We start from the raw sequence: 21,861 nt of genomic DNA on the forward strand, positions 1-21,861 counted from the left end.
GGGGATGACGCAGGGGGACGCAAAAGCACCTCAAGGGGGCACGAGGAAATGGCCGTGGAGAAGACCTCGCCGAAGATTGTGGTGGTCGTGCCCACCTACAACGAGCGGACGAACCTGCCCGTCCTCGTGAGTCTCCTTATGGATCTGGGCCTGCCCGACCTGCATATTCTCGTGGTGGACGACAATTCGCCGGACGGCACCGGCGAGGTCGCGGACAAGCTCTCGGCCGACACCGCCGAAACGGTCGGCGTGCTGCACCGCAAGGAGAAGGACGGGCTGGGACGCGCCTACGTGGCGGGCATCACCCGCGCACTCGCCGAGGGTGCGGACGTGGTGGTCCAGATGGACGCCGACCTCTCCCACCCGGCGTCGCGGCTCCCGGTCATGATCGAGACACTGTTCGCCGAGGACGCCGCCGTGGTGATCGGCTCCCGCTATGTGGCGGGCGGTTCGCTCGCCACGGAGTGGCCCTGGCACCGCAAGGCGCTCTCCGCATGGGCGAATTTCTATGTGAACGCGATCCTGCGGTTGCGGGTGAAGGACGCGACCGCCGGTTTCAAGGCCTGGCGGGCATCGACGCTGAAGGCGATCGATGTTTCCTCGGTCCGCAGCAACGGCTATTCGTTCCAGGTGGAGATGAACTACCGCACGGTCAGGCGTCATTTGAGGATCGTCGAGGTGCCGATCCGATTCGAGGAGCGGGTCGAGGGCGAATCGAAGCTCGGCCTGAGCGTGCAGATCGAGTCCGCGCTGGCGCCGTGGAAGCTGTTGTTCGGCAGGAACAACCACTGATTTCGGGACGGGAGTTCGGGGGCTAACCCCACCCCGTTCCGTCGTGCCTCCCGGATGGGCCGACGGCCTCGGTTCAACAAGGCTTGCGCCATGACGACTTACCGCAGATCCGCCGCGTTCATCGCCCTGTCCGTCACCGTGGCCACCACCGCTCTCACCGGAGCCGCGACCCCGCCGGCCCACGCCGCCGGCGCCTTACCCGCACTCGACTGGCGGCCCTGCGCCGAGTCCGGCGGCCCCGCCGCGCAGGAGTGCGCCGATCTGCCCGTACCGCTCGACTACCGGGCGCCGGACGGCCCGCAGCTCACCCTCGCCGTGACCCGACTGCGCAGCGACCGCCCCTCGGCCCGGCGCGGCACGCTGCTGGTGATTCCCGGTGGTCCCGGCTCGTCAGGGGTGCAGCGGGTGACACAGAAGGGGGAGCAGCTGCAGCGGGAGACGGCGGGGCAGTACGACATCGTCAGCCTCGACCCGCGCGGCGTCGGCGGCAGCACGAAGGCGAGCTGCGGGCTCGCCCCGGAGGACCGGGAGATGGTGAACCTGCGGTCCTGGCCCGCCGCGGACGGCTCGATCACCGAGAACGTGGAGCGGTCGCGGCGGGTCGCCGAGGCGTGTGCCCGCAACGGGGGAGCGGTGCTGCGGAGCCTGACCACGGCCAACGAGGTGCGGGACATCGACCGCTTCCGGCAGGCGCTGGGCGAGGAGAAGCTGTCGGCCTGGGGGAGCTCGTACGGCACCTATGTGGCTGCCGTGTACGCCCAGAAGTACGGGCGACACACGGACCGCCTGGTGCTGGACAGCAGCGGCGATCCCGACCCGTCCCGCGTCGAGCAGGGCTGGCTGGCGAACATGGCGGTGGGCGCGGACGACCGCTTCCCCGATTTCGCACGATGGGCCGCAGATCCGGCCCGGGAGGCGGAGGGGCTGCGGCTGGCCGAACGCGCCGAGGACGTAAGGCCGTTGGTCCTGGAGCTGGCGGCGCGGCTGGACCGTGAGCCGAAGGAGTCCACCACGGCGGGCGTCCCGCTGACCGGCAACCGGCTGCGGCAGGCGATCCAGCTCGCCCTGTACAGGGACAGTGCCTTCGGCCGGTTGGCCGGGCTCGTCCAGGAGGCCCGGGACGCGTCGGTGAAGCCCGTCCTGCCCGCCGAACTGGCCGGGCCGATGCCGGACCAGGACGCGGCGGTCACGGTCGGCGTGATCTGCAACGACGTGCGCTGGCCGGGCAATATCCCGTCGTACCGGCGCGCCGTCGCCGCCGACCGCGTGAAGCACCCGCTCACCGCCGGCATGACGGCGAACATCACACCGTGCGCCTTCTGGAAGGACGCCCCCGTGGACCGGCCGACCAGGATCACGGACGAGGGGCCGTCCAACATCCTGATGATCCAGGGCCTGCGCGACCCGGCGACCCCGTACTCCGGCGCCCTGAAGATGCGCGAGGCCTTCGGCGACCGGGCCCGCCTCGTCGCCGTCGACCACGGAGGACACGCCGTCTACCTGGGCAACGGCAACGCCTGCGGCGACAGCGCGGTCACCACGTTCCTGACGACGGGGAAGCGGCCGGAGCGGGACACGTACTGCGCGGACTGAACGGACTGCGCGGGGCAGCGCCCGCCGTGGGCCGGCGCCGCTCTGTCGCACAGATCCTCCGCCGCGCCTGCTTCACGGACGGCGGCCCGGCCGTCCGCCGTTCAGTCGCTGCCGGGCGGCACATGTCCGGTGTACCGGGCCTGTGCCAGCAGGGAGACGACCTCCTCGTCGGAGGTCTGCGAGAAGTCCCGGTACCACTCGCCGACGGCGAAGAACAGGCGAGGCGTGGACAGACACACCACCTCGTCCGCGCACTGCCGCAGCCGGGCTACCGCGTCCGGTGGCGCCACCGGTACGGCCGCCAGCAGACGCGCCGGGTTCTGCGCCCGTACCACCTGGCAGGCGGCCTCGGCCGTGGCGCCGGTCGCGACGCCGTCGTCCACGACGATGACGGTCCGGCCTTCGAGCTGCGTCCGTGGCCTGCCCGCGCGGTAGGCCTGCGCCCGGCGTACGAGTTCCGTCGCCTCGACCCGCTCGACCGCCGCGAGATCCTGCTTCCCGGCCCAGAGGTGGCTGACGACGTCCTCGTTGATGACCCGTACCCCGCCCTCGCCGATGGCGCCGAACGCCACTTCCTCGTGGTGCGGCACACCGAGTTTGCGGACCACGATCACATCGAGCTGGGCGCCGAGCATCCGCGCCACCTGGAAGGCCACCGGGACTCCGCCGCGGGGCAGGCCCAGCACGACGGGGTTCTCCCGCTCCAGATGCCGGAGCGCCTCGGCCAGCTGCTGTCCCGCGTCCTCGCGATCGGCGAACAACACGGTTGTTCACCCCCAACCAGGGGAGAGTCAGGGACCACGTGAGTACGCACCCCACCTGGTTCCCTACTTCGAAACAACTCCATGTGCGGTGGCCGCGCAACTCGGGCAGGGTCGGTTGCATGGAACGAATCGGAGCGGTCCTGATCGACATCGACGGTGTGCTCACGGTGTCCTGGAAGCCGCTGCCCGGCACCGTGGCGGCCATGGAACGGTTGCGCGAGGCGGGCATCCCGCTGGCGCTGGTCACCAACACCACCTCCCGCACCCGCGCCTCGATCGCCCGGAAACTGGTGGGCGAGGGCTTCCCCGTCTCCGCCGACGACATTCTCACCGCCCCCGCCGTCACCGCCGCTCACCTGCGACAACACCATCCCGGAGCTCGCTGCCTGCTGATCAACACCGGCGACATCCGGGACGATCTGACGGGCGTGACACTCGTCGACGAGGACGAGGAGGAATCGGCTGATGGCGGGGCGCCGGATGTCGTCGTCCTCGGCGGGGCCGGGGATGCCTTCACCTACGCGGCGCTCAACCGCGCCTTCCGCCATGTGCAGCGCGGTGCCCGGCTCGTCGCCATGCACCGGAGCATGTACTGGCGCACGGCCGCCGGGCTCGACCTCGACACCGGGGCCTTCCTCCTGGGACTGGAGCGAGCCGCCCGCGTCGAGGCGGAGATCACCGGAAAACCCGCCGGGTCGTTCTTCGCCACGGCCCTGGCACATCTCGGCGCCACCGCGCCCCACGCCCTGATGGTCGGCGACGACATCGAGTCCGACGTCCTGGCGGCCCAGCGCGCCGGGCTCACCGGCGTACTCGTCAGGACCGGCAAGTACCTCCCCGAGACACACCGGGCGGCCGACGGCACCCCGGACCATGTGATCGACTCCTTCGCCGATCTCCCCGCCCTGCTGGAGCGGCCGGGGACGTGAGGAAGCCGGGCAACCGCCCCTCACGCGTCCCGCAGCCGGAACATCGCCGCCCCCGCCAGCAGCGCCGCTCCCGCCCAGGCCGCGAGGACGCCGAGGCCCGGCCAGGGAGCGATCGGCAGGGTGTCCAGGTTCTGGGTGGCCTGGACCGCCAGGCCCGCCGACGAGGGGGCGAGCTCCTGCAGGCGCTCCCGCCAGGTCTCGTCGGCGACCATCAGCGCAACCACGGGAAAGGCGTACAGCAGGCCGAGCACGGCCGTGATCGCACCGGCCGTGTCCCGTACGACTGTCGCCGTCCCCAGGGAGAGCAGGGCGATCAGGGCCAGGTAGAGCACCGAGCCCGCGGCGGCGCGCAGGGTCGGGAGTTCGGTGAGGGAGAGCGCGGCCGTGCCGAAGCCGTTGCCGGGGAGGAGGAGACGGCCGGCCAGCAGTGAGCCGAGGACCGCGAGTGTGCCCGCCGCCACGACGGCCCCGGTGACGACCGTCGCCTTCGCGGCGAGGACCCGGGCGCGGCCGGGTACCGCCGCCAGCGTGACGCGGATGGTGCCCGTGCCGTACTCACTGCTCATCGCCAGCACCGCGAGAACGGCGACCGCCGCCTGGCCGAGCCAGACACCGGTCAGGCAGAGCTCGACCGTGTCCTCGTGGCACTCGGCCGGGGACGGGCACTGGTCGGTCGAGACGGAGCCGGTGGCCGTCGCGCCGAGCGCCACCGTGAGTGCGGCGACGGCCGGCAGCAGCCACCAAGTGCTGGGCAGAGTACGGAGCTTCGTCCACTCCGCGTGCAGGGCGCCCCTCATGCGTCCCGCCTGCGCAGCCGCCACATGGCGAGGCCCAGGGCGACAGCCGCGTACGCGCACAGCACCGCGAGTCCGGTCCACGGGCCCTGCGGGTAGCAGCTGTTCTCGGGCAGGCAGACGGTGTTCACGAAGTCGTATCGCGGTGTCGTCTGCTGCACGGCGAACCCGGCGAGCGGAGTCACCTTCATCACCCAGTGCGCCGCGTCGACGGGCAGTCCGGCGAGCAGGACCATCGGCAGTACGAACACCACCACGATCAGCGTCACCGCGGCGGCCGTGTTCCGCAGCAGTGCGCCCACGGCCAGCGCCAGCACGGCGACGGCGGCCAGCAGCAGGGCGGTGCCGAGGACGGCGCGCAGCACCGGGCCGTCGCTGAGCGCGGCTTCGGGGTACGACGCGGGGTTGGGTCTGTTGTCCCGCAGTGCCGGTTCGGCGAGCAGGAAGGAGAGCACGGCGGCGAGCAGCCCGGTCAGGAAGGCGATTCCGGCGAGTACGAGGGCCTTGGCGGCGAGCATCCGGCCCCGGCGCGGGCCCGCCGTCAGCGTCGTACGGATCATGCCCCTCCGGTATTCGGCGGTGATGAACAGCACCCCCAGCGCTGCCAGCGGGATCAGCCCGATCTGGGCCCCGCTGAGAGACCGTTGGGTGAGATCGGCGTCCGGGATCAGAGGGCCGATGTCGCCGGAGCCGGTCAGGGTCCAGGCGCTGGACGTCCGCGTCGAGCGGTCCGGGCTCCCGGCGGCCCTGGTGGGATCGGCACCGACCCGGTCCTGACGCCAGGTGCCGGTGCCCTGGTCGCCGTCGACCACCGTGCCCCGGTCGCCGTCGACCGTGATCCGGTCGAAGGAGGCGGTGACCTCGGACGGACCGCCGCCGACGGAGGTGGAGCCGAAGTGCCTCTGCACCGTGACGAGTTCGGGCGTGGCGGCGAACAGGCCCGCCTGGACGGTTCTTGGCAGTCCGGCCGGGGTGGCCCTGCCGACCTCGCTCCACTTCTTGCCGTCGGCCGACTCGGACGCGGTGAGTACGCTGCCGGAGCGGGTGAGCCGCAGCCAGCGCGGCTCGGCGCCGGAGGCGCTGCTGCCCGCCGTGTCGTGGGTGAAGTCCGACTGGAGCCGGACCCCGTGCGCCGGTGTGAGCATGACGGCCGCGTACGGCGCTCCCGCGTCGGTGCTCGCCTTGATGATGACCCCGGCCTTGGCCCAGGGTGCGATGTGCCCTTCGCGGCCGGTGAGCGGTGACACCCGGGCCGTGATGCTGCCGTCGCCGGTCAGCTGCTGGTGGACGAAGGGGAAGCTGTCGGTGACGGGGGCGCCGTCCGGGCCCTTCGTCGGTGGCGGCGGACTGCCGTTGACGTCGAAGCTGCCGCTGAGGGCGGAGAGCAGTGAGACGAAGACGGTGATCACGACGGCGGCGAGCAGGGTGACGCTCCACCGGCGCACGCTGCGGGCCTTGGTCCACTCGGAGCGCAGCAACTGCGGGAATCCGTCGCGTGCGGGTGGCAGTGGGGATCGGTAGGGGGTGACGGCGGGTGCGGTCATGAGGTCAGCTCCTGGCCGTCGCGGGCGGTGTCGGCCGGGAACCCCTCCGCGGCCCGGAACTCCGCCGCGTCCCGGGTCAGTTCCATGTACGCCTCCTCCAGCGTCGCCCGGTCCGAGCCGACTTCGGAGAACGGCACCCCGGCCGCGCCGAGCAGCGCGGTGATCCGTTCCGCGGGCAGGCCGGTGACGGTCAGCGAGTCCCGCCCGTTGGCGGCGACGGTCCCGCCCTCCCGGGCCAGCAGCGACATGGCATCCGTACGTGCGGAGGTGCGCAGCGCGACCCGGTCGCCGGAGGCGGCGGCCAGGAGTTCGGCCACGGGGGTGTCGGCGATGAGCCGGCCGCGGCCGATGACCACCAGATGGTCGGCGGAGTCCTGGAGCTCGCTCATCAGATGACTGGAGACCAGCACCGCACGGCCCTCGCGGGCCAGCGCCCGCAGAAAGCCGCGGATCCACCGGATGCCTTCCGGGTCGAGCCCGTTGACCGGTTCGTCGAGCAGCAGCACCGGCGGATCGCCGAGCAGTGCCGCCGCGATCCCCAGCCGCTGCCGCATGCCCAGCGAGTAGGTGCCCGCCCGCCGCCGTGCGGCCGTCGCGAGACCGACCTGCTCCAGCACCTGCTCCACCCGCCGGCCCGGCAGCCCGTGCGTGTGCGCCAGCCACAGCAGATGGTCGCGGCCGCGCCGGCTCGGGTGCACGGCCGCCGCGTCCAGCAGGGCCCCGACCTCGGTCAGCGGCCGACGCAGCGACGCGTAGGGCCGCCCGCCGATCAGGGCGCTGCCCGCGTCGGGTGCGTCCAGACCGAGGAGCATGCGCATGGTGGTGGACTTGCCCGCGCCGTTGGGTCCGACGAAGCCGGTGACCTGGCCGGGGTGCACGGTGAAGGAGAGGTCGTCGACGGCGACGGTCTGCCCGAACTGTTTGCGCAGTCCCCGGACTTGGATGGTTGCTGCCACGGTTGCTTCCATGGTGCAGAAGGCTAGGGAGACGGCAGGCCCGCGGTCGTCACGCGACGGAGGGCTCTTCAACGCCCCTTGCGCGGGGGACGGCGGCCTGTCGCCATCCCCCGCGCGGGGGACGGCGAGGACGGCTGGGCAGGGGGACGCCAATGGGCGCCGACGCCGTGACAATGGCGTGCATGAGCGAAGGAATCACGCGGAGGACGCGGAGGATCGCCGACTCGCCCGACGGCCCGGCGGTGGCCGCGGCCGCGCTGGGGCTGCTCGCGGCCGTGGAGAGCGCCGTCCGCGCCGCGGCCGGGCCGTCGGACCTTCCGCTCACGCTGCCGCTCGCCATACTGCTCGGCCTGTGCACCACGGTGCCGCTGGCGCTCCTGCGCGTCCACCCGGCCGCCGCGGCCACCGCCGTCACCGCGGCGAGTCTCCTGGCACTCGTCGGCTACCGGGACCTGACCCTCGCCGGACTGGTCGCCCAGCTGCTCGTACTGCACCACCTCGGCAGCCGGGGCTCCCGCCGCCTGGCCGTGCTGCTCGTGCTGCCGTACGTCGCGGTGGCGCTCACCGACCCCGACGACACGGGACTGCGCGGGTACGCCGTTCCGGCCGCCGTACTCGCGGCGGCAGCGGTCGCGGACGGCAACGGCCGTCGCACCCGGGCCGAGGCGGTGGCCCGCGACGCCACCGAACGGGCCATCGCGAACACGCTCCTCGAACACGCGGCACGCGGCGAGCGGGCCCGCATCGCCCGCGAGCTCCACGACGTCGTCGCCCACCACATCTCGATGATCTCCGTCCAGGCGGAGACCGCCCGCCTCACCACCCCGGACATGCCGGAGGCCGGGGCGAAACGGCTGCTGGACATCGGCGACACGGCACGCGCCGCGCTGACGGAGATGCGCCGGCTGCTCGGCGTACTGCGCGAGGACGCCGGCGCACCACCGGTCACCCGCAAGCCCCAGCCAGGCCTCACCCAGCTCAACGAACTGCTGGACGAGGCCCGCGCGGCCGGCGGCGCGAGCACCCGGCTGATCGTCAGCGGCCCCGTGGCCCCGCTCGACCCGGGCATCGAGCTCACCTCGTACCGGATCGTCCAGGAAGCCCTCACCAACGCCCGCAGACACGCTCCCGGCGCGGCCGTGGACGTCGAGCTGCGCTACGCCCCGCAGACCCTCGACCTGCGCATCAGGGACAACGGACCGGGACCGGACCGGTCCGGCGCCCGGGCCTCCGGTCACGGCCTGCTCGGCATGCGCGAGCGCGTCGCGGCGGTCGGCGGCGAACTGAGTGCGGGCCCGGCGCCGGGCGGCGGATTCCTTATCGAAGTACGGCTCCCCACCGGCACGAAGGAGGCTCTGCGATGACCGCGACGGCCACACGGATCGTCGTCGTGGACGACCACGAGGTGGTACGGGCCGGTTTCGCCGGACTCCTGGACACCCAGCCGGACTTCACGGTGGTCGGTACCGCCTCCGACGGAGCGGAGGCCGTACGTGTCTGCGCGCAACAGCGCCCCGACGTCGTGCTGATGGACGTCCGGATGCCGGGCACGGACGGCATCGAGGCCACCGCGCAGATCCGGGCCGCCGCCCCGGACGGCGGCGGCCCGCGCATCCTCATCCTCACCACGTTCGACCTCGACGAGCACGTCTACGACGCGCTGGCCGCCGGGGCGGGCGGCTTCCTGCTGAAGGATGTCACCGCGGAGCACCTGTTCGACGCGGTACGGGTGGTCGCCGCGGGCGAGGCCCTGCTCGCGCCCACCGTCACCCGCCGCCTCATCGGCGAATTCGCCCGCCTGCGCCGCAGGCCCCCCGCCGTGCCCACCGCCCCGCTCACCGCGCTCACGCCGCGTGAGACGGAGGTACTGCGCCTGCTCGCCGAGGGCCTGTCCAATCCGGAGATCGCCGCCCGGCTGAGCGTCAGCGAGGAGACGGTCAAGACCCATGTCAGCCGCATCCTGAACAAGCTCGGTCTGCGCGACCGCACCCAGGCGGTGGTCGCGGCGTACGAATCCGGTCTGGTGGTGCCGGGCGCCGGGGGGTGAGCCGGGGCAGGGACGCATGGTCCCGGACCGGTCAGGACACCGGGGACGTCCTGGGCACCTCGCCCTCGGTCGTGTCGACGTCGATCACGGAGAACGCCGCGCCCTGCGGGTCCGTCAGCGCGGCGAAGCGGCCGAAGGGCATGGTCATCGGGCCGAACCGCAGGACCGCGCCGCGCTCGGTCGCCTTCGCCACGGCCGCGTCGCAGTCCGCGACAGTGAAGTACACATTCATGTGGGGCGGCACCTCGGGCGGGAATTCGTCGCCCATCTTCATCCGTCCCATGACTGTCTTGTCGCCGAGGTTGAACATCCTGAAATCGACGGCGTCGTCCTCCATCTTCACCATGCTGTACGGGAAGACGGCGCAGAAGAAGGCGTCCGACTTCTCGGGCTCCCGGGTGAAGACCTCGGCCCAGCAGAACGCACCGGGCACGCCCTGGGACTCGAAGCCCTCATGGCTGCCCGCCTGCCACACGCCGAAGACGACACCGCTGGGGTCGCGGGCCAGCAGCATCGTGCCGAACTCGCCCACCTCCATGGGGTCCATCAGAGTCTCGCCGCCGTTCTCGCGGATCTTCGCGGCGGTGGCGGCGGCGTCCGGTGAGGCGAGGTACAGACACCAGGCCGACTGTCCCTCCTGGCCGGGCATCGGGGGCACGACGGCGGCGACCGCCTTGCCGTCGGCGTACGCCTGTGTGTAGTCGCCGAACTCGGACGAGGACTCGCCGAACGTCCAGCCCAGCACATCACCGTAGAAGCTCTTCGCGCCGTCGAGGTCGGGGAACATCGCGTCGGCCCAGCACGGCGTGCCCTCCGGGTGTACAGCCATGACTTCGACTCCTTCGTGCTCGGTGGGGTTGTCCGGCTTTTCACGCTAGCCAGCCGACCGCCCGCCCGCGCGCTGGAATCGGGGCCGCCGACCCGGTGGCGTACGCCGTACGCATGCGTGCGCATGCCGTCGGCGCCCAGAACGCAGCAGTGGGTCCAGGACCCACTCATGCACACTGGCTGGGAACGGTGTCTGCTGAGCGAGGCGCCTACTCGGCCGATTGCCTGTCGGGCTGTCCGAAGTCCTGGGTCCAGTAGTTGCCGGGCTGCGCGAGGCCCACGCCGATCTCCTTGAACGAGCAGTCGAGGATGTTGCGCTTGTGGCCGGGGCTGTTCATCCAGCCCGCCATGACGCTCTCGGGGGTGGTGTAGCCGTAGGCGACGTTCTCGCCGTACGCGCTCCGGTCGTATCCGGCGTGCGTGATCCGGTCGCCCGGGTCCGAGCCGTCGGAGCCGGTGTGGGACATGTTCCGGTGGGAAGCCATGTCCGCGCTGTGCTTCCGGGCGGCCTTCGTGAGTTTCGCGTTCAACGTCAGCGGCGAGCAACCGACCGCGCTGCGCGCGCTGTTGACAAGCTTCAGCAGGCGGGCGGCTTCCTTCGCATGAGCGCCGAATGCGGCCGAGGCGGCGGAGGCGGCGGGCATATCCGCGGCTTCTGCGGTTTCCGCGACGCCGAGGGTTCCCACGACTGCCAAGGCGACGACAGCAGTGACCGTCCCTCGGCGGGACCTCTTCGCGTGGTGCTTCCTCATGTGTGTGACCTCACTCGATACTCGATGTTCGCGTGGGAACGGCTTCAAGAGGGTGCTGCGGGAAGCGTCCGACTCGTGAACGACCTGCACGCAGCCTGGCCTCCGGTGTCCTCGCCGCCTCCGGCGGTCCGCACCTGGCCCACGCTGCGACGAGCAAACCCGCATCGGAACGTTCCCGGTTGTCAGTGACGGGTGTCAGACATTTCCCTGTAAGTGAAGACTTTTGATCGCTTGGTGCATTGCAGACTCGCAGGAGTGAGGTCGAGAATTCCGTACGCGTCTGAGCCCACTTCACCGCGACCGCGGTGAAGTGGGCTGATTATCGGACTGTTTCCGAAGTTCTATCGGGCCGTTCCGAAGTCCTGCGTCCAGTAGCTGCCGGGCTGCGCGAGGCCCACGCCGATCTCCTTGAACGAGCAGTCGAGGATGTTGCGCTTGTGGCCGGGGCTGTTCATCCAGCCCGCCATGACGCTCTCGGGGGTGGTGTAGCCGTAGGCGACGTTCTCGCCGTACGCACTCCACCGGTATCCGGCGCGCGTGATCCGGTCGCCCGGGGCCGAGCCGTCGGAGCCGGTGTGGGACATGTTCCGGTGGGAAGCCATGTCCGCGCTGTGGTCCTGGGCGGCCTTCGTCAGCTTCGCGTTCACGGTCAGCGGCGAGCAACCGGCCTTGGAGCGCTCGCTGTTGACGAGCGTCAATATGCGGGCGGCGGCACCTGACGCCGGAGCGGCGGGTTCCGGTGTGCTTGTGGATGCGGCGGGCTTCGGTGCGCTCGCGGGTGCGGCGGTCTTCGGTGCGCCCCAGTGTGCGGTGCGGTGTGCGGTGTGGGTCCGCGACGCCTCCGCAGCCGGCTTCTCGTGGGGGGCGAAACAGGCCATGGCGGCAGAGGGCACACCCACGGCTCCCACGGCGACGACAGCGACGGTGATCTTCCGGTAGGACGTCTTCCTGCGGTGCTTCCTCATGCGTGTGACCTCGCTCGATAGTCGCGGAGCAGTTCCGGCCGGCTCCGCGCGCTCCCGCGCCCTGGCTCGCAGGCGCCTTGCGGTCGTCATTCTTGGAACGGCATTCGGGGCGGGGCAACAAGCGGAAGTACTACCTCCGCTCGTAGATCCGGACGGCGCTTGAAACCGGCGCAGGGGCGTGCCGACGACGGCCTTCACGCTTCGGAAAGGCGCTGTCGCGCCGTCAGAAGCCTCTGGTCGCCCGCCGAACGGGCGGGAACGACGAGCGGACCGCATGCGGACGGAGCTCGCACGCGCATATCTGCGCCAAGACGGACAAACGGCACCATGCCGTCGAGGCGGCATCTACTAACCAATGCCCTGAGCCACGAAAAGCTCTGTGTCGGATGTCACTGGCAGGCTGTGCAACCATCCGCCACGTGGGCTGTGCAACCATCCGCCACGTACTCGACCGGCTCGTCGAGGCGACGGCCGATCCGCTGCCGTGCGCGTGAAACACGCGGGCCTCCGGTGGCGGGGGCTGCCACCGGAGGCCCATGGGCGAAGGCGGGAGACCTCAGCCGCCCTCGGTCGGGGTCTGCTTGATGTCGTCGACGATGGCCCGCTTCATGATGGCGCTGGTGTTCGTCACCGTGCCGCGCTTGATGACACCGCTGTCTCCGCCGTCCTCCCTCACCTGAACGCTGCGCTCGCCCAGGAAGACATGGGTTTTCTTGTCGAAGATCCACTCCATGCGCTCACCGCTCGTCTCGTCCAGCCGGGCCACCGCCACCCCGTGCCGGCCCGCCGCGTCCACCGCGTCCTCCACCACCACGACCCCGGGGATCTTCGCGGCGGTCTTGAACAGGGCGGAGTAGAGCCTGGCCGGCGGGTAGCTCTCGCCGAGCAGGTCGCCGATGGTTTCGAAGGCCTCCTGGTCGGGGCTGTTGCCCTGGCCCTCGGTCTCCTTGTAGATCTTCTGCAGCAGCTTGTCGGGGTCGGTGGTCAGCTTGGCCAGGTAGTCGTACGACGGCCCGTTCAACGTGGCCACCGGTACGTTGCCCTGCTCGTCGGGAAGGCTCAGCGTCTCGCCCTCGGGGCTCTCGTTGACGGCCGGGTCGATCAGCCACCCCTTGGTGCCGTCGAGGGACATCCAGATCTGACGCCGATGCAGTTTGTCGATGGCCAGGCTGGACCCGCCGGCGACGACCTTCTCGTAGCTGTTGGCCGTCTTCGACTCGATGTAGACGTACTGGCCCGCCTTCGGGTCGGGCACCTCGGCCGCCGCCAACGAGATCTGGTCGAGCAACTGGGGCACGCCCTTGGTGGTGGCCGCGCCGACCGACGTGGTCAGGACCGACCCGTCGGCCGCACCTGTGCCCTCGCCGTCCGAGGTGAACACCGAGGCTCCCACGACGACTGCCCCGGCCAGGGCGCATGCCATCGCGGGTACGGCGAAGGCGCGGCGCGGCATCGTGAAGCGCCGCGCCTTCGGCTCGGCGGCTGCTGTCGTCGCGGTACGTTCTTCCTGCTGGATCCGGGCCATCAGACGCTCCTTGTGGAACTGGTGGCGGCCCGACGGCAGTTCGCGAGTCGTCAGCGGGAGCAGCTGTGCGCTCTCCTCCCACTCGGCCGGACTCTGCCGGGACGGGTTCGCGGTCATCGGATTCCTTCCTGTGCGGGCCGGACCGCGGTTCCGCGATCGCCTCTTACCTGTCCGAGACCCGGCACGGGTTCCCGATTTCTCACCATCGGTCCGGTCGCCGTCGAGGCCAGTTCGGTGTCGGCGAGCCTGCGCAGCTTCGCGCGGGCCCGGGAGAGACGGGAACGGACCGTGCCGACCGGGATTCCGAGCGCCTCGGCGGCGGCCGTGTACTCCAGGCCCTCCCACAGGCAGAGGGTGAGGACCTCGCGCTCCGGTCTGCGCAGCGCCGCCAGTGCGGTGAGTGCGGCCGCGAGGCGCCGCCGGTCGTCGACCCGGCCCGCGACCTCCTCGGCGTGATCGGGCGCCGCCGTCTCGGCCCGGGCGGCGGCGGTGGCCGCGGCCCGGTAGCGGCGGTTGCTCCGGGTCTGGTTGCGCGCGGTGTTGGTGGCGATGCCCAGCAGCCAGAGCCGCAGCGAGCCGCCCTCGGGGTCGACCCTGTCGCGCAGCCGCCAGGCCTCCATGAACGTCGCGGCCATCACGTCCTCCGCCGTCGCCCAGTCGGCGGTCAGCCGGAACGCATGGTTGTAGACCGTGCGGGCGTAGCTGTCGAAAAGCTCCGCGAACGCGCTCGGCTCCCCGGCCCGTACCCGGGTACGCATATCTGTGCTCACCTCCCTCAGCTGTCCGGCACCCCGGGGAGGGTTCCCGTGACCCGCGTCACAGAAGGGGTGCGGTCGGAGCTCGTGAGCACCGGGCCTAGCGCACCGGTACGGTCCCCCCGGCATCGCGGGTCCGGCGGGTCGCGGCCGCGACGGTGGCCATCAGCTCCGCGTCCAGGACGGACGGATCGGCCAGCCGCGTCGGGGCGGCGTACGAGTTGAGCAGTGCCTTCGTGACGCGCAGGGCGGCCTCGGGGCGGCGCACGATGGGCTTGGTCCATGCGGTGACCGCCTCGTCGAGGGCGTCCGCGGGCACGATGCGCTGGAGGACCGACAGTTCGTACGCCTCGGCGGCGTCGAAGGCGCGTCCGGTCAGGATGAGTTCGCGCGCACGGGCGGCGCCGACCTCATGAATCAGTCGGGGCAGCACGCCGCCCCAGGCGGTGGGCAGCCCGAGCGCCAGCTCCGGCAGCCGGAAACCGGCGGTGTCGGCGCCGACGCGCAGATCGCAGGCGAGGGCCAGCGCCAGTCCCGCGCCGATCGCCTTGCCCTGGATCCTGGCGATGGTGACCGCCTGGCTGGTGGAGATCGCCTCGCAGACGCGGCGGGCCTTGTCGCCCGCGATCCGGATGCCCCGCCCGGTGGGATCCTGGTCGAGCCAGTCGGCGAACTCGTTCCGGTCCCCGCCCAGGCAGAAGTCGTCCCCGGCACCGCTGAGCACCAGCACCCGGACGTCGGGGTCCGGTACGGCCAGGACCGTCAGCAGATCGTCCAGCATCGCTTCGGTGACCGCGTTGCCGGTGTCGGGGCAGTTCAGCTCCACGCGCAGGACGGGGCCCTCGCGCACGGTGCGTACCGTGCGCGGCCGCCGGTAGGGGGAAAGGTAGTCGGGGAGCGCGAGCTTCATATCGCCACGCCCATGGAGGTCACACGCCTGAAGACCAGACGGGACGCGTAACTGGGCCCCGTGACGGCGCGCAGGGTGGGGAAACGTTTCAGTAGCTGGGTCAGGAGCGTACGTGCCTCAAGGCGGGCGAGGGCCGCGCCCAGGCAGTAGTGCACACCGCCCCCGAAGGTGAGGTGGGTGCCGGCGCGCTCGATGTCGAAGGAATCCGGGTCCTCGTTGCGCCGGGGGTCGTGGTTGGCGGCCCCGTACATGACGTGGACCATGCTGTCCTTCGCGATCGGCACGCCCGCCAGGACCGTGTCGTCGGCGGCGATCCGGGTGTTGATGTGGATGGGCGGGTCGTACCGGAGGGCCTCGTCGACGGCGGCGTCGATGTATCCGGGGTGCTCCGCGAGCCACGCCCACCGGCCGGGCTCCCTCAGCAGCAGCCCCACCATGGTCGACAGCAGGGTCGCGGTGGTCTCCAGTGAGGCGATGGTGACGAACATGGTGAGACGGTAGAGGATCTCGTCCGCCGCCTCGCGGTCGGGCTCCATGGCGTCCCAGGTGTGTATCCAGCCGGTCAGGATATCGTTGCCGGGGTTCGCACGGCGCTGCTTCACCATCTCGGTGAAGTACGCGCGCAGATGAACGGTCGCCTCGGCGGACACGGCGAGCTCGCTCTTGGTGGGCAACAGCTCCTGGGCGTGCACCTGGTTGTGGGTGATCTCCAGGATGTGGGCGTAGTCCTCGGGCGGGATGCCCAGCCAGGAGCCGATGGTGCTGATCGGGAGCTGCTCGCTGACCGTACTGACGAAGTCGGTCTCGCCCCAGCGCAGTTTGTCGGCCAGCTCGTCGAGAAGGCGGGTCACATGCTCCTCGACCTGAGGGGTAAGCCGCTGGATGGTGGAGCGGTCGAAGAGGTTGCCGAGGCTGCGGCGCTGGCATGTGTGCTCGGGCGCGTTGAGGCGAGAGAGCGTCTTGGTCATCTCCTGCGTGGCGACCGCGTCCCAGCGCTCGGTGTCCGCCTGGCGTTCCTGCCAGGCGAAGTCCGGTGCCAGCCAGTTGCGGCCGCGCAGCACCTCGCTGCAGGTGTCGAAGCCGGTGACGAAGTACGCGTCCCAGGGAGCGCGTACGACATCACCCATGGATCTCAGCTCGCCCAGGAGGGCGTAGGGATCACCCTGCCCCTCCGGTGATTTGAGACGCCGCAGGAGGGAAATGAGGGCACGGCGGTCGACGGTGGTGGGCCTGTCTGTGCCACATATTGCGCTCACGCAGAGTTCCTTGTCCTGGGCTCATGGTTACGGCCAGAACCTACCCCTCCGCATGTGTGTGCCATGCGTCGTTCTCTGTTGCCCGTGTCACAGGAAAACGGCTTGTTGACCCCTTGCCATATGTCGAACAGTCCCTGCCTCAAGCCTGTATGACGCGCAGTTATGCGCGCGAGTCGCCAGGATCCATGGGTCGCCCCTCCGTCACACGCGGAAGACGTCCAGGAAGGAACTCCACCAGCCCTTCGCCTTCTTCTGCGGTTCCACATGGTCGTAGCGCGCGGCGGGAACCTCCTCGGAGGCGGCGATCCGGGACGAAACGGGCGACTGTGCGGCCGTCGCCGCATGGCGCGCGGCACTCGGGCTGAACCGGACCGGCAGGGACACCAGCGCCCGGTGGAACGGACCCGGCCGCCATTCGACCGCCGAGGCCGGCACGGCGAGGGTGAGATCCGGCACGGTGTTGAGGATCTTCTCGATCGCGGTGAGGGCGATGAGCTGCGCAGGGGACTTCGCCGGGCAGACATGGGGGCCCGCACCCCAGGCCAGATGGGCGCCCTTGCTCAGGGTCTGGCGGGCATCGGTGAGCGCGGGATCGCTGTTCGCGGCGGCGAAACTGATCAGTACGGGGGTGTCCGCCTTCAGCGTCACGCCGCCCAGGTCGACGTCCTGGACCGGGTAGTGCGTCGCGTAGTTGGCGATCGGCGGGTTGTTCCACAGCACGTCGTCGAGGGCGTCCTCGACCAGCATCCCCGTACCTCGCCGCTGCGGACCCCCGGCGCTGTCGGACAGCAGGAGAAGCAGCGCGTTGGCTATGAGATTGCGTTCCGGCTCGATGCCCGCGCCCATCAGCATGACGAGCTGGTCCTTGAGCTCCTCGTCCCGCAGGCCCGCCGGGTGCTGGATGAGCCAGGACGTGATGTCGTCGCCGGGCTGCCGCCGCTTGAGCGCGACGAGCTCCATCAGGCACTCCGTCAGCTCGGCGTTGGCCCGCAGCACGTCCTCGCCGTCGAAGATCGCGGACATGCCACGGGTCAGCCGGTCGCCGATGTCACCGGGGCAGCCGAAGAGCTGGTTGAACAGCAGCAGCGGCAGAAGCTTGGCGTAGTCGCCCAGCAGGTCGGCGCTGCCGCGTTCGATGAACTGGTCGATGAGATAGTCGGCGATGCGCTCGACATCCCGGCTGAGCCGGGTGGTGTTGAGGCGGCCGAGGCTCTCGGTGACCGCCTTGCGCAGGCGAAGATGCTCGGTGCCGTCCGTGAACAGGCAGTTGGGCCGGTACGCCATCATGGGCAGCACCGGACTGTCGAGCGGTACGCGGCCCTCCCGCAGCGCCGCCCACCGTCGTGAGTCACGGGCGAAGAAGGAGGGGTTCTGCAGGACCCGGAGCGCGGCCTCGTGCTGCACGACCAGGGTGGCCTCCACTCCGGGAGCCAGCTCGATCGGAGCGGCGAGCCCGTGCGCCCGGAACTCGTCGTACACACGCTGCGGATCGGACGCGAACTCCGGCCCGTAGAGCGATGTCTGCCGCTCACCGCGCATCGGGCACCCGGTGGGGGCGCTGTACGGGGTGGCTCCCGGCTGAGAGTCCATGTGTGATTCCTCGGTGTGATCGCGGGCCTCGCAGGGCCCGGACGGTGGACGGAAAACGGGGTCAGGGACCCCGTGCCGGCGTACGGAGCAGAGGTCAGGCCACCCGTGCGAGAAGGTGCTGAACCAGATGGATCAGGGCCTGCGCGGACGACTTCTCGTCCCGGGCGTCGCAGTAGACGACCGGGGTGTCCGGCAGCAGATCGAGAGCCTCGCGCAACTCGTCCTCGGCATGCCGGGAGTACGGGTCGAAGCTGTTGACCGCGACCGCGTACTCCAGCCCGTACGTCTCGACGAGGTCGATCACCGGGAAGGTGTCGGCGAGACGAGCCGGGTCGACGAGGAGCAGCGCGCCGAGCGAGCCCCGCGCCATGTCCTCCCACAGCTCGACGAAGCGCTGCTGGCCCGGCGTGCCGAACAGGTACAGCACCAGCTCGTCGCTGAGCGTCAGACGGCCGAAGTCCAGCGCGACCGTTGTCGTCACCTTGTCGGGCGCGCCCCGCAGATCGTCGATGTGGGCACTGGCCTGCGTCATCCTCTCCTCGGTGCGCAGCGGAGTGATCTCGGAGAGGGTGCCGATGAGCGTCGTCTTGCCCACGGCGAAGTGTCCGACGACGAGGATCTTCGCCGCACGCTGTACCGCGTCCGGCACATAGATGTTCTCAGCCGAACCGGACGTGTAGTCCATGCAACACCTCTTCGAGGATCTTCCTGTCAACGAGCTGAGCCGGCGGGGGCGCCTTGCGGCGCATCAGATGACCCTGGTCCGCTAAATCGTTCAGCAGCAGCCGTGCCACTCCGACGGGCAGCTCCAGATGGCCCGCGACCTCGGCCACCGACAGATAGCCGCCGGAACACAGCTCCCAGATCGCCCGGACCTCGGGGCTCGGGTTCGGGGGCTGCTGCCGGTCGGGTGCGATGGTGACGAGAGTGACGAGGGAGAGACCCTCCGCATCGGGCAGGCCGCGCCCGCCGGTGATGACGTAGGACCGGATGAACCCGCTGCTGACCGCCTGCTCCTCGCCCGGCGTCGTCATGCGCCGCTGCTTCCGGCGTTCTGGCGCGGAGGTGTGGTCATTGCCTTCCCCAGCGCGGCGACCTGCTGCTGCATGCGGAAGGACATGGCCTCCATGTCCACGTCGGCCGCGGCGGCCGCCGCCAGATAGGCGCCGGTACCGGCAGCGATCAGGAAGATCCAGCCGTGCTCGTACTCAAGGAGCGTCTGGTGCCAGCGGCCGGGGGTCCGGGCGCCGATGAAGGGGGCGACGGCCCGGCTCAGCGACTGCATGGAACTCATCGCCGCCGCCACGGTCTCCGCATCGTCCCGGCCGATCTCACTGGAGTTGGCCAGCAGCAGACCGTCGGCGGAGACGAGGATCGCGTGCCGCGCGCCGGGTACCTGGAGCACATCGTTGAGCACCCAGGACAGATCGGGGTTCACTGGAACTCGGGTCCTTCCATCGTCGTCGTGTCACGCCCGGTCCGTGTTCCGCGCTGGAACGCGCCCAGGCGGGAAGCGGTCTCCTCGTTGCTGCGCACCGGCCCGGGCTCGGTCGACGGCACCACTGACACCGGGCTCTTGCGACGACGCTTGGGCAGGCCACCGGCGGTGGTGAAAGACCCCGTCGGCTGCGGGGCGGGGGCCGGATGTGCGGCCGGAGGGAACAGGGGAGTCGGAGGCGGCGTGGGTGCCTGGCGGCGGGGGAGCGCCGACACATCCGCATCGTGGCCACCGGGGGCCGCAAGGGGCGTCGGGGGTGCTGGTGCATCGCCGGTGAGAAGCTCGTCGGGCAGGAGAACCACCGCGCGTACGCCTCCATAGGGGGATACGGAGTCCACCGAGACCTGGAACCCGTAGCGGGCGGCCAGCACACCGGCGACGGCGAACCCGAACTGTGGGGGAATGCCCAGGCTGGAGACGCTGATCGCGGCCCGGGGCGCGAGGAGAGCCGCCGCGCGGTCCTTCTCCTCCTGGCCCATGCCGAGACCGGCGTCGTCGACGATGAGGCAGACGCCCTTCGGGACGGCCTGGATGTTGATCTCCACCGGAGCGCCGGGCGCGGAGTAGTTGGTGGCGTTGGCCAGCAGCTCGGCGAGGACCACCGCCACCGGTTCCACGGCCTTGCTGACGACGGAGAAGTTGACCTGCCCGTTGACCCGGACCCGGTCGAACTGCCGGATACGGCCCTGGGCGCTGCGGGCCACGTCGAAGACGGAGGCGACCGTCTCCCTGCGCCCGAGCCAGCCGCCGCACAGCACCGCGATGCCCTGCGCGCGGCGCCCGAACTGGCTGTTGGCGTGGTCGATGGCCATCAGGTCGGCGAGCATGTTGGGGTCGTCGCCGTACTTCTTCTGGGCGTTCTCGATGACCACCTGCTGCTCGTCCGCGAGCCCCTGAAGGGTGCGCACGGCCGCCTTGAGGACGGCCTTGGTCTCCTCCTCGGCGTCCTTGCGGACCTCGGCCAGCTCGGCGGCCTGACGGTGCAGCAGACCGTTGTGGGTGACGTGGAGGTCGTCCCGCTGCCGTTGCAGCGTGTCGCGCTCCCCACGGAGTTCGGCGTTCTGCCTGCGCAGTCCGATGTTGGTCTTGCGAGCCCGCAGGACGGCACCCACAGCGACCAGTGCTACGACAACCAGTGCCCAGAAGAGCGGGCCCTGTGCAAATGTCATGAGACTCACTTCAAGTGCCATGGCTACGGAAACGGCTTGACGCTCCCTCATGGGCGGTACAGCCCGGACTCTTTGAGCCACGGGTTGCGCCACACAGGGAAGGCCCCTCCGAAAGTGGGGCCGAGGAATTCATCCCTCCCGGAATGCCCCCATATGCCATCAGCCCACTGGAAGTAAGATGATCTTAGCATCGGCCTCTTGGGTAAATGTCAAGACCGACACGCCAGTTGCACTCTTGACGCGGAATGTTCACATCAGGGGCGGAACCGCCGCCCCTCGACACCCCTCCACCACCCGGGCCTCCGGTGAAGAGATGTGACGGATGTTCAGGGAGGTTAAGGGGCCTTACGGAGCTTCGAGGGCTGCGGCCGCTCGTTCGCGGAGTCCACGAACTGCGCGTACGGGCGGCGACCGGGGCCGCTCGCCCGGCGCGAGCAGCACGAGCCTTCTGCGGTGACGGGGAGCGATCGGTACGAGAACGAGATCTCCGGAATCAGCGGCCGCGACCGCCGGAGGGGGTGGGCGCCGCCCCGTTGCACCTGGGGGCGGTGCGCATCGAAGCCTTCGGTGGAGGCGAACTGATCGCCATGGACGGCGCACGGGCCGCATCACTCAGCCGCTCGCTCGGCGCCCGCAGGGCGATCCCGGTCCGCTACGACTCCTGGGACCACTTCACCGAGGGGCACGAACAGATCGCCGCCCGCCTCACCGAGGCGGTCCTTGCGAACCGCCTTCACCGGCTCACTCCGGGAATCGCCGGGCCTCTCGACTGACGCGGCGTCACCGTCCCGTTGTCCGGCCATCGGTCACCGCACGGCGTGTGCGGCCTCCTCCACCGCCACCTCGACCTGGCACTCGACGGCCGCACCACCGAATCCGCGACCACCCCGGCGCCGGGCACCCACCTGTCCTTCACCGACCTCATCACCGCCGCCGGCCGCCCGGCCACCACCGGCTGAGCAGGGTGCTGAACGGATTTCAGGCGGCACCCGGGAAGCCGGGGTCCGTTCCGTCGGACTGCAGGGAGGAGCCCCTGCCGACGCCCAGCAGCTCTGCCATGGCGACGGGGCGCCGACGGATCGTGGAGGGCTTCGGCGTACCACAGGGGAGGGTGGACGAGGTCGAGCCCTGACGAGGGGCTCCGAGCCCGGCGGACGCAGCCCGTTGGTCGGCCGCCACGCCGACGCCGGTGTT

The 21,861-nt window shown here is 70.7% G+C and carries 22 protein-coding genes and 1 pseudogene; 7 read left to right on the forward strand and 16 right to left on the reverse strand.

Annotated features, from left to right (window positions below):
* Nucleotides 1-48: 48 nt before the first annotated feature.
* A complete protein-coding gene (locus IEZ15_RS13605) occupies nucleotides 49-792 on the forward strand; it encodes a polyprenol monophosphomannose synthase (RefSeq protein WP_198676819.1) in 744 nt (247 codons plus the stop codon).
* Between the two features lie 90 nt (nucleotides 793-882).
* Nucleotides 883-2,385 carry an alpha/beta hydrolase gene (locus IEZ15_RS13610; RefSeq protein WP_114245380.1) on the forward strand — a complete coding sequence of 501 codons (1,503 nt, stop codon included), beginning with the start codon at nucleotides 883-885 and terminating at the stop codon, nucleotides 2,383-2,385.
* A 137-nt stretch (nucleotides 2,386-2,522) separates the two neighbouring features.
* Here IEZ15_RS13610 and IEZ15_RS13615 read toward each other — a convergent pair.
* A pseudogene (locus tag IEZ15_RS13615) lies at nucleotides 2,523-3,149 on the reverse strand (phosphoribosyltransferase); the annotation flags it as partial.
* Nucleotides 3,150-3,268: 119 nt separating this feature from the next.
* On the opposite strand from IEZ15_RS13615, the gene IEZ15_RS13620 reads away from it, so the two are divergent.
* Entirely contained in the window at nucleotides 3,269-4,078 is an 810-nt protein-coding gene (locus IEZ15_RS13620; RefSeq protein WP_189276810.1) for an HAD-IIA family hydrolase, read from the forward strand.
* Nucleotides 4,079-4,098: 20 nt separating this feature from the next.
* Here the strand turns inward: IEZ15_RS13620 and IEZ15_RS13625 are convergent, their stop codons facing one another.
* The 3 genes from IEZ15_RS13625 to IEZ15_RS13635 are packed head-to-tail and all read right to left on the reverse strand — an operon-like array spanning nucleotide 4,099 to nucleotide 7,384.
* Complete coding sequence (locus IEZ15_RS13625) at nucleotides 4,099-4,875, reverse strand: ABC transporter permease (protein ID WP_189276812.1); 777 nt, start codon at nucleotides 4,873-4,875, stop codon at nucleotides 4,099-4,101.
* A complete protein-coding gene (locus IEZ15_RS13630) occupies nucleotides 4,872-6,416 on the reverse strand; it encodes an ABC transporter permease (RefSeq protein WP_189276814.1) in 1,545 nt (514 codons plus the stop codon). The genes IEZ15_RS13625 and IEZ15_RS13630 overlap by 4 nt, the downstream gene beginning before the upstream one ends.
* On the reverse strand, nucleotides 6,413-7,384 hold the full coding sequence (locus IEZ15_RS13635; RefSeq protein WP_189276816.1) for an ABC transporter ATP-binding protein: 972 nt from the start codon (nucleotides 7,382-7,384) through the stop codon (nucleotides 6,413-6,415). The genes IEZ15_RS13630 and IEZ15_RS13635 overlap by 4 nt, the downstream gene beginning before the upstream one ends.
* Before the next feature lie 170 nt (nucleotides 7,385-7,554).
* On the opposite strand from IEZ15_RS13635, the gene IEZ15_RS13640 reads away from it, so the two are divergent.
* Entirely contained in the window at nucleotides 7,555-8,736 is a 1,182-nt protein-coding gene (locus IEZ15_RS13640) for a sensor histidine kinase (protein WP_229845872.1), read from the forward strand.
* A complete protein-coding gene (locus tag IEZ15_RS13645; protein ID WP_189276818.1) occupies nucleotides 8,733-9,419 on the forward strand; it encodes a response regulator in 687 nt (228 codons plus the stop codon). The genes IEZ15_RS13640 and IEZ15_RS13645 overlap by 4 nt, the downstream gene beginning before the upstream one ends.
* 31 nt (nucleotides 9,420-9,450) lie before the next feature.
* Here the strand turns inward: IEZ15_RS13645 and IEZ15_RS13650 are convergent, their stop codons facing one another.
* From IEZ15_RS13650 to IEZ15_RS13705, 12 genes are all read right to left on the reverse strand, one after another.
* Nucleotides 9,451-10,248 (reverse strand): VOC family protein, encoded by a 798-nt coding sequence (locus tag IEZ15_RS13650; protein ID WP_189276820.1) that lies wholly within the window; start codon nucleotides 10,246-10,248, stop codon nucleotides 9,451-9,453.
* Nucleotides 10,249-10,456: 208 nt separating this feature from the next.
* Nucleotides 10,457-10,999: a CAP domain-containing protein gene (locus tag IEZ15_RS13655; RefSeq protein ID WP_189276822.1), complete on the reverse strand. Its 543-nt coding sequence runs from the start codon at nucleotides 10,997-10,999 to the stop codon at nucleotides 10,457-10,459.
* A 341-nt stretch (nucleotides 11,000-11,340) separates the two neighbouring features.
* Entirely contained in the window at nucleotides 11,341-11,964 is a 624-nt protein-coding gene (locus IEZ15_RS13660; protein WP_189276824.1) for a CAP domain-containing protein, read from the reverse strand.
* Nucleotides 11,965-12,520: 556 nt separating this feature from the next.
* Nucleotides 12,521-13,606 (reverse strand): CU044_5270 family protein, encoded by a 1,086-nt coding sequence (locus IEZ15_RS13665; protein ID WP_189276826.1) that lies wholly within the window; start codon nucleotides 13,604-13,606, stop codon nucleotides 12,521-12,523.
* A complete protein-coding gene (locus IEZ15_RS13670; RefSeq protein ID WP_229845873.1) occupies nucleotides 13,603-14,247 on the reverse strand; it encodes an RNA polymerase sigma factor in 645 nt (214 codons plus the stop codon). The genes IEZ15_RS13665 and IEZ15_RS13670 overlap by 4 nt, the downstream gene beginning before the upstream one ends.
* Nucleotides 14,248-14,344: 97 nt before the next feature.
* Nucleotides 14,345-15,154, reverse strand: a complete 810-nt coding sequence (locus IEZ15_RS13675) for an enoyl-CoA hydratase/isomerase family protein (RefSeq protein WP_114245368.1) — start codon at nucleotides 15,152-15,154, stop codon at nucleotides 14,345-14,347.
* A complete protein-coding gene (locus IEZ15_RS13680) occupies nucleotides 15,151-16,281 on the reverse strand; it encodes a cytochrome P450 (RefSeq protein WP_189276921.1) in 1,131 nt (376 codons plus the stop codon). Before IEZ15_RS13680 ends, IEZ15_RS13675 begins: the two co-directional genes overlap by 4 nt.
* A gap of 330 nt (nucleotides 16,282-16,611) precedes the next feature.
* Nucleotides 16,612-18,000 carry a cytochrome P450 family protein gene (locus tag IEZ15_RS13685; protein ID WP_114245366.1) on the reverse strand — a complete coding sequence of 463 codons (1,389 nt, stop codon included), beginning with the start codon at nucleotides 17,998-18,000 and terminating at the stop codon, nucleotides 16,612-16,614.
* A 94-nt stretch (nucleotides 18,001-18,094) separates the two neighbouring features.
* Nucleotides 18,095-18,685 (reverse strand): GTP-binding protein, encoded by a 591-nt coding sequence (locus IEZ15_RS13690; RefSeq protein ID WP_114245365.1) that lies wholly within the window; start codon nucleotides 18,683-18,685, stop codon nucleotides 18,095-18,097.
* Complete coding sequence (locus tag IEZ15_RS13695; protein ID WP_114245364.1) at nucleotides 18,660-19,034, reverse strand: DUF742 domain-containing protein; 375 nt, start codon at nucleotides 19,032-19,034, stop codon at nucleotides 18,660-18,662. The genes IEZ15_RS13690 and IEZ15_RS13695 overlap by 26 nt, the downstream gene beginning before the upstream one ends.
* Nucleotides 19,031-19,438: a roadblock/LC7 domain-containing protein gene (locus tag IEZ15_RS13700; RefSeq protein WP_114245363.1), complete on the reverse strand. Its 408-nt coding sequence runs from the start codon at nucleotides 19,436-19,438 to the stop codon at nucleotides 19,031-19,033. The genes IEZ15_RS13695 and IEZ15_RS13700 overlap by 4 nt, the downstream gene beginning before the upstream one ends.
* Nucleotides 19,435-20,667, reverse strand: a complete 1,233-nt coding sequence (locus IEZ15_RS13705; protein ID WP_114245362.1) for an ATP-binding protein — start codon at nucleotides 20,665-20,667, stop codon at nucleotides 19,435-19,437. Before IEZ15_RS13705 ends, IEZ15_RS13700 begins: the two co-directional genes overlap by 4 nt.
* A gap of 518 nt (nucleotides 20,668-21,185) precedes the next feature.
* Between IEZ15_RS13705 and IEZ15_RS13710 the strand changes: the two genes are divergently transcribed.
* Both IEZ15_RS13710 and IEZ15_RS13715 read left to right on the forward strand, forming a co-directional pair.
* On the forward strand, nucleotides 21,186-21,440 hold the full coding sequence (locus IEZ15_RS13710) for a hypothetical protein (RefSeq protein ID WP_189276829.1): 255 nt from the start codon (nucleotides 21,186-21,188) through the stop codon (nucleotides 21,438-21,440).
* An 18-nt stretch (nucleotides 21,441-21,458) separates the two neighbouring features.
* Complete coding sequence (locus tag IEZ15_RS13715; protein WP_229845874.1) at nucleotides 21,459-21,626, forward strand: hypothetical protein; 168 nt, start codon at nucleotides 21,459-21,461, stop codon at nucleotides 21,624-21,626.
* The last annotated feature ends 235 nt before the right edge of the window (nucleotides 21,627-21,861 follow it).

The organism is Streptomyces atratus (genome assembly GCF_014648655.1).
Taxonomy (GTDB): domain Bacteria; phylum Actinomycetota; class Actinomycetes; order Streptomycetales; family Streptomycetaceae; genus Streptomyces; species Streptomyces atratus.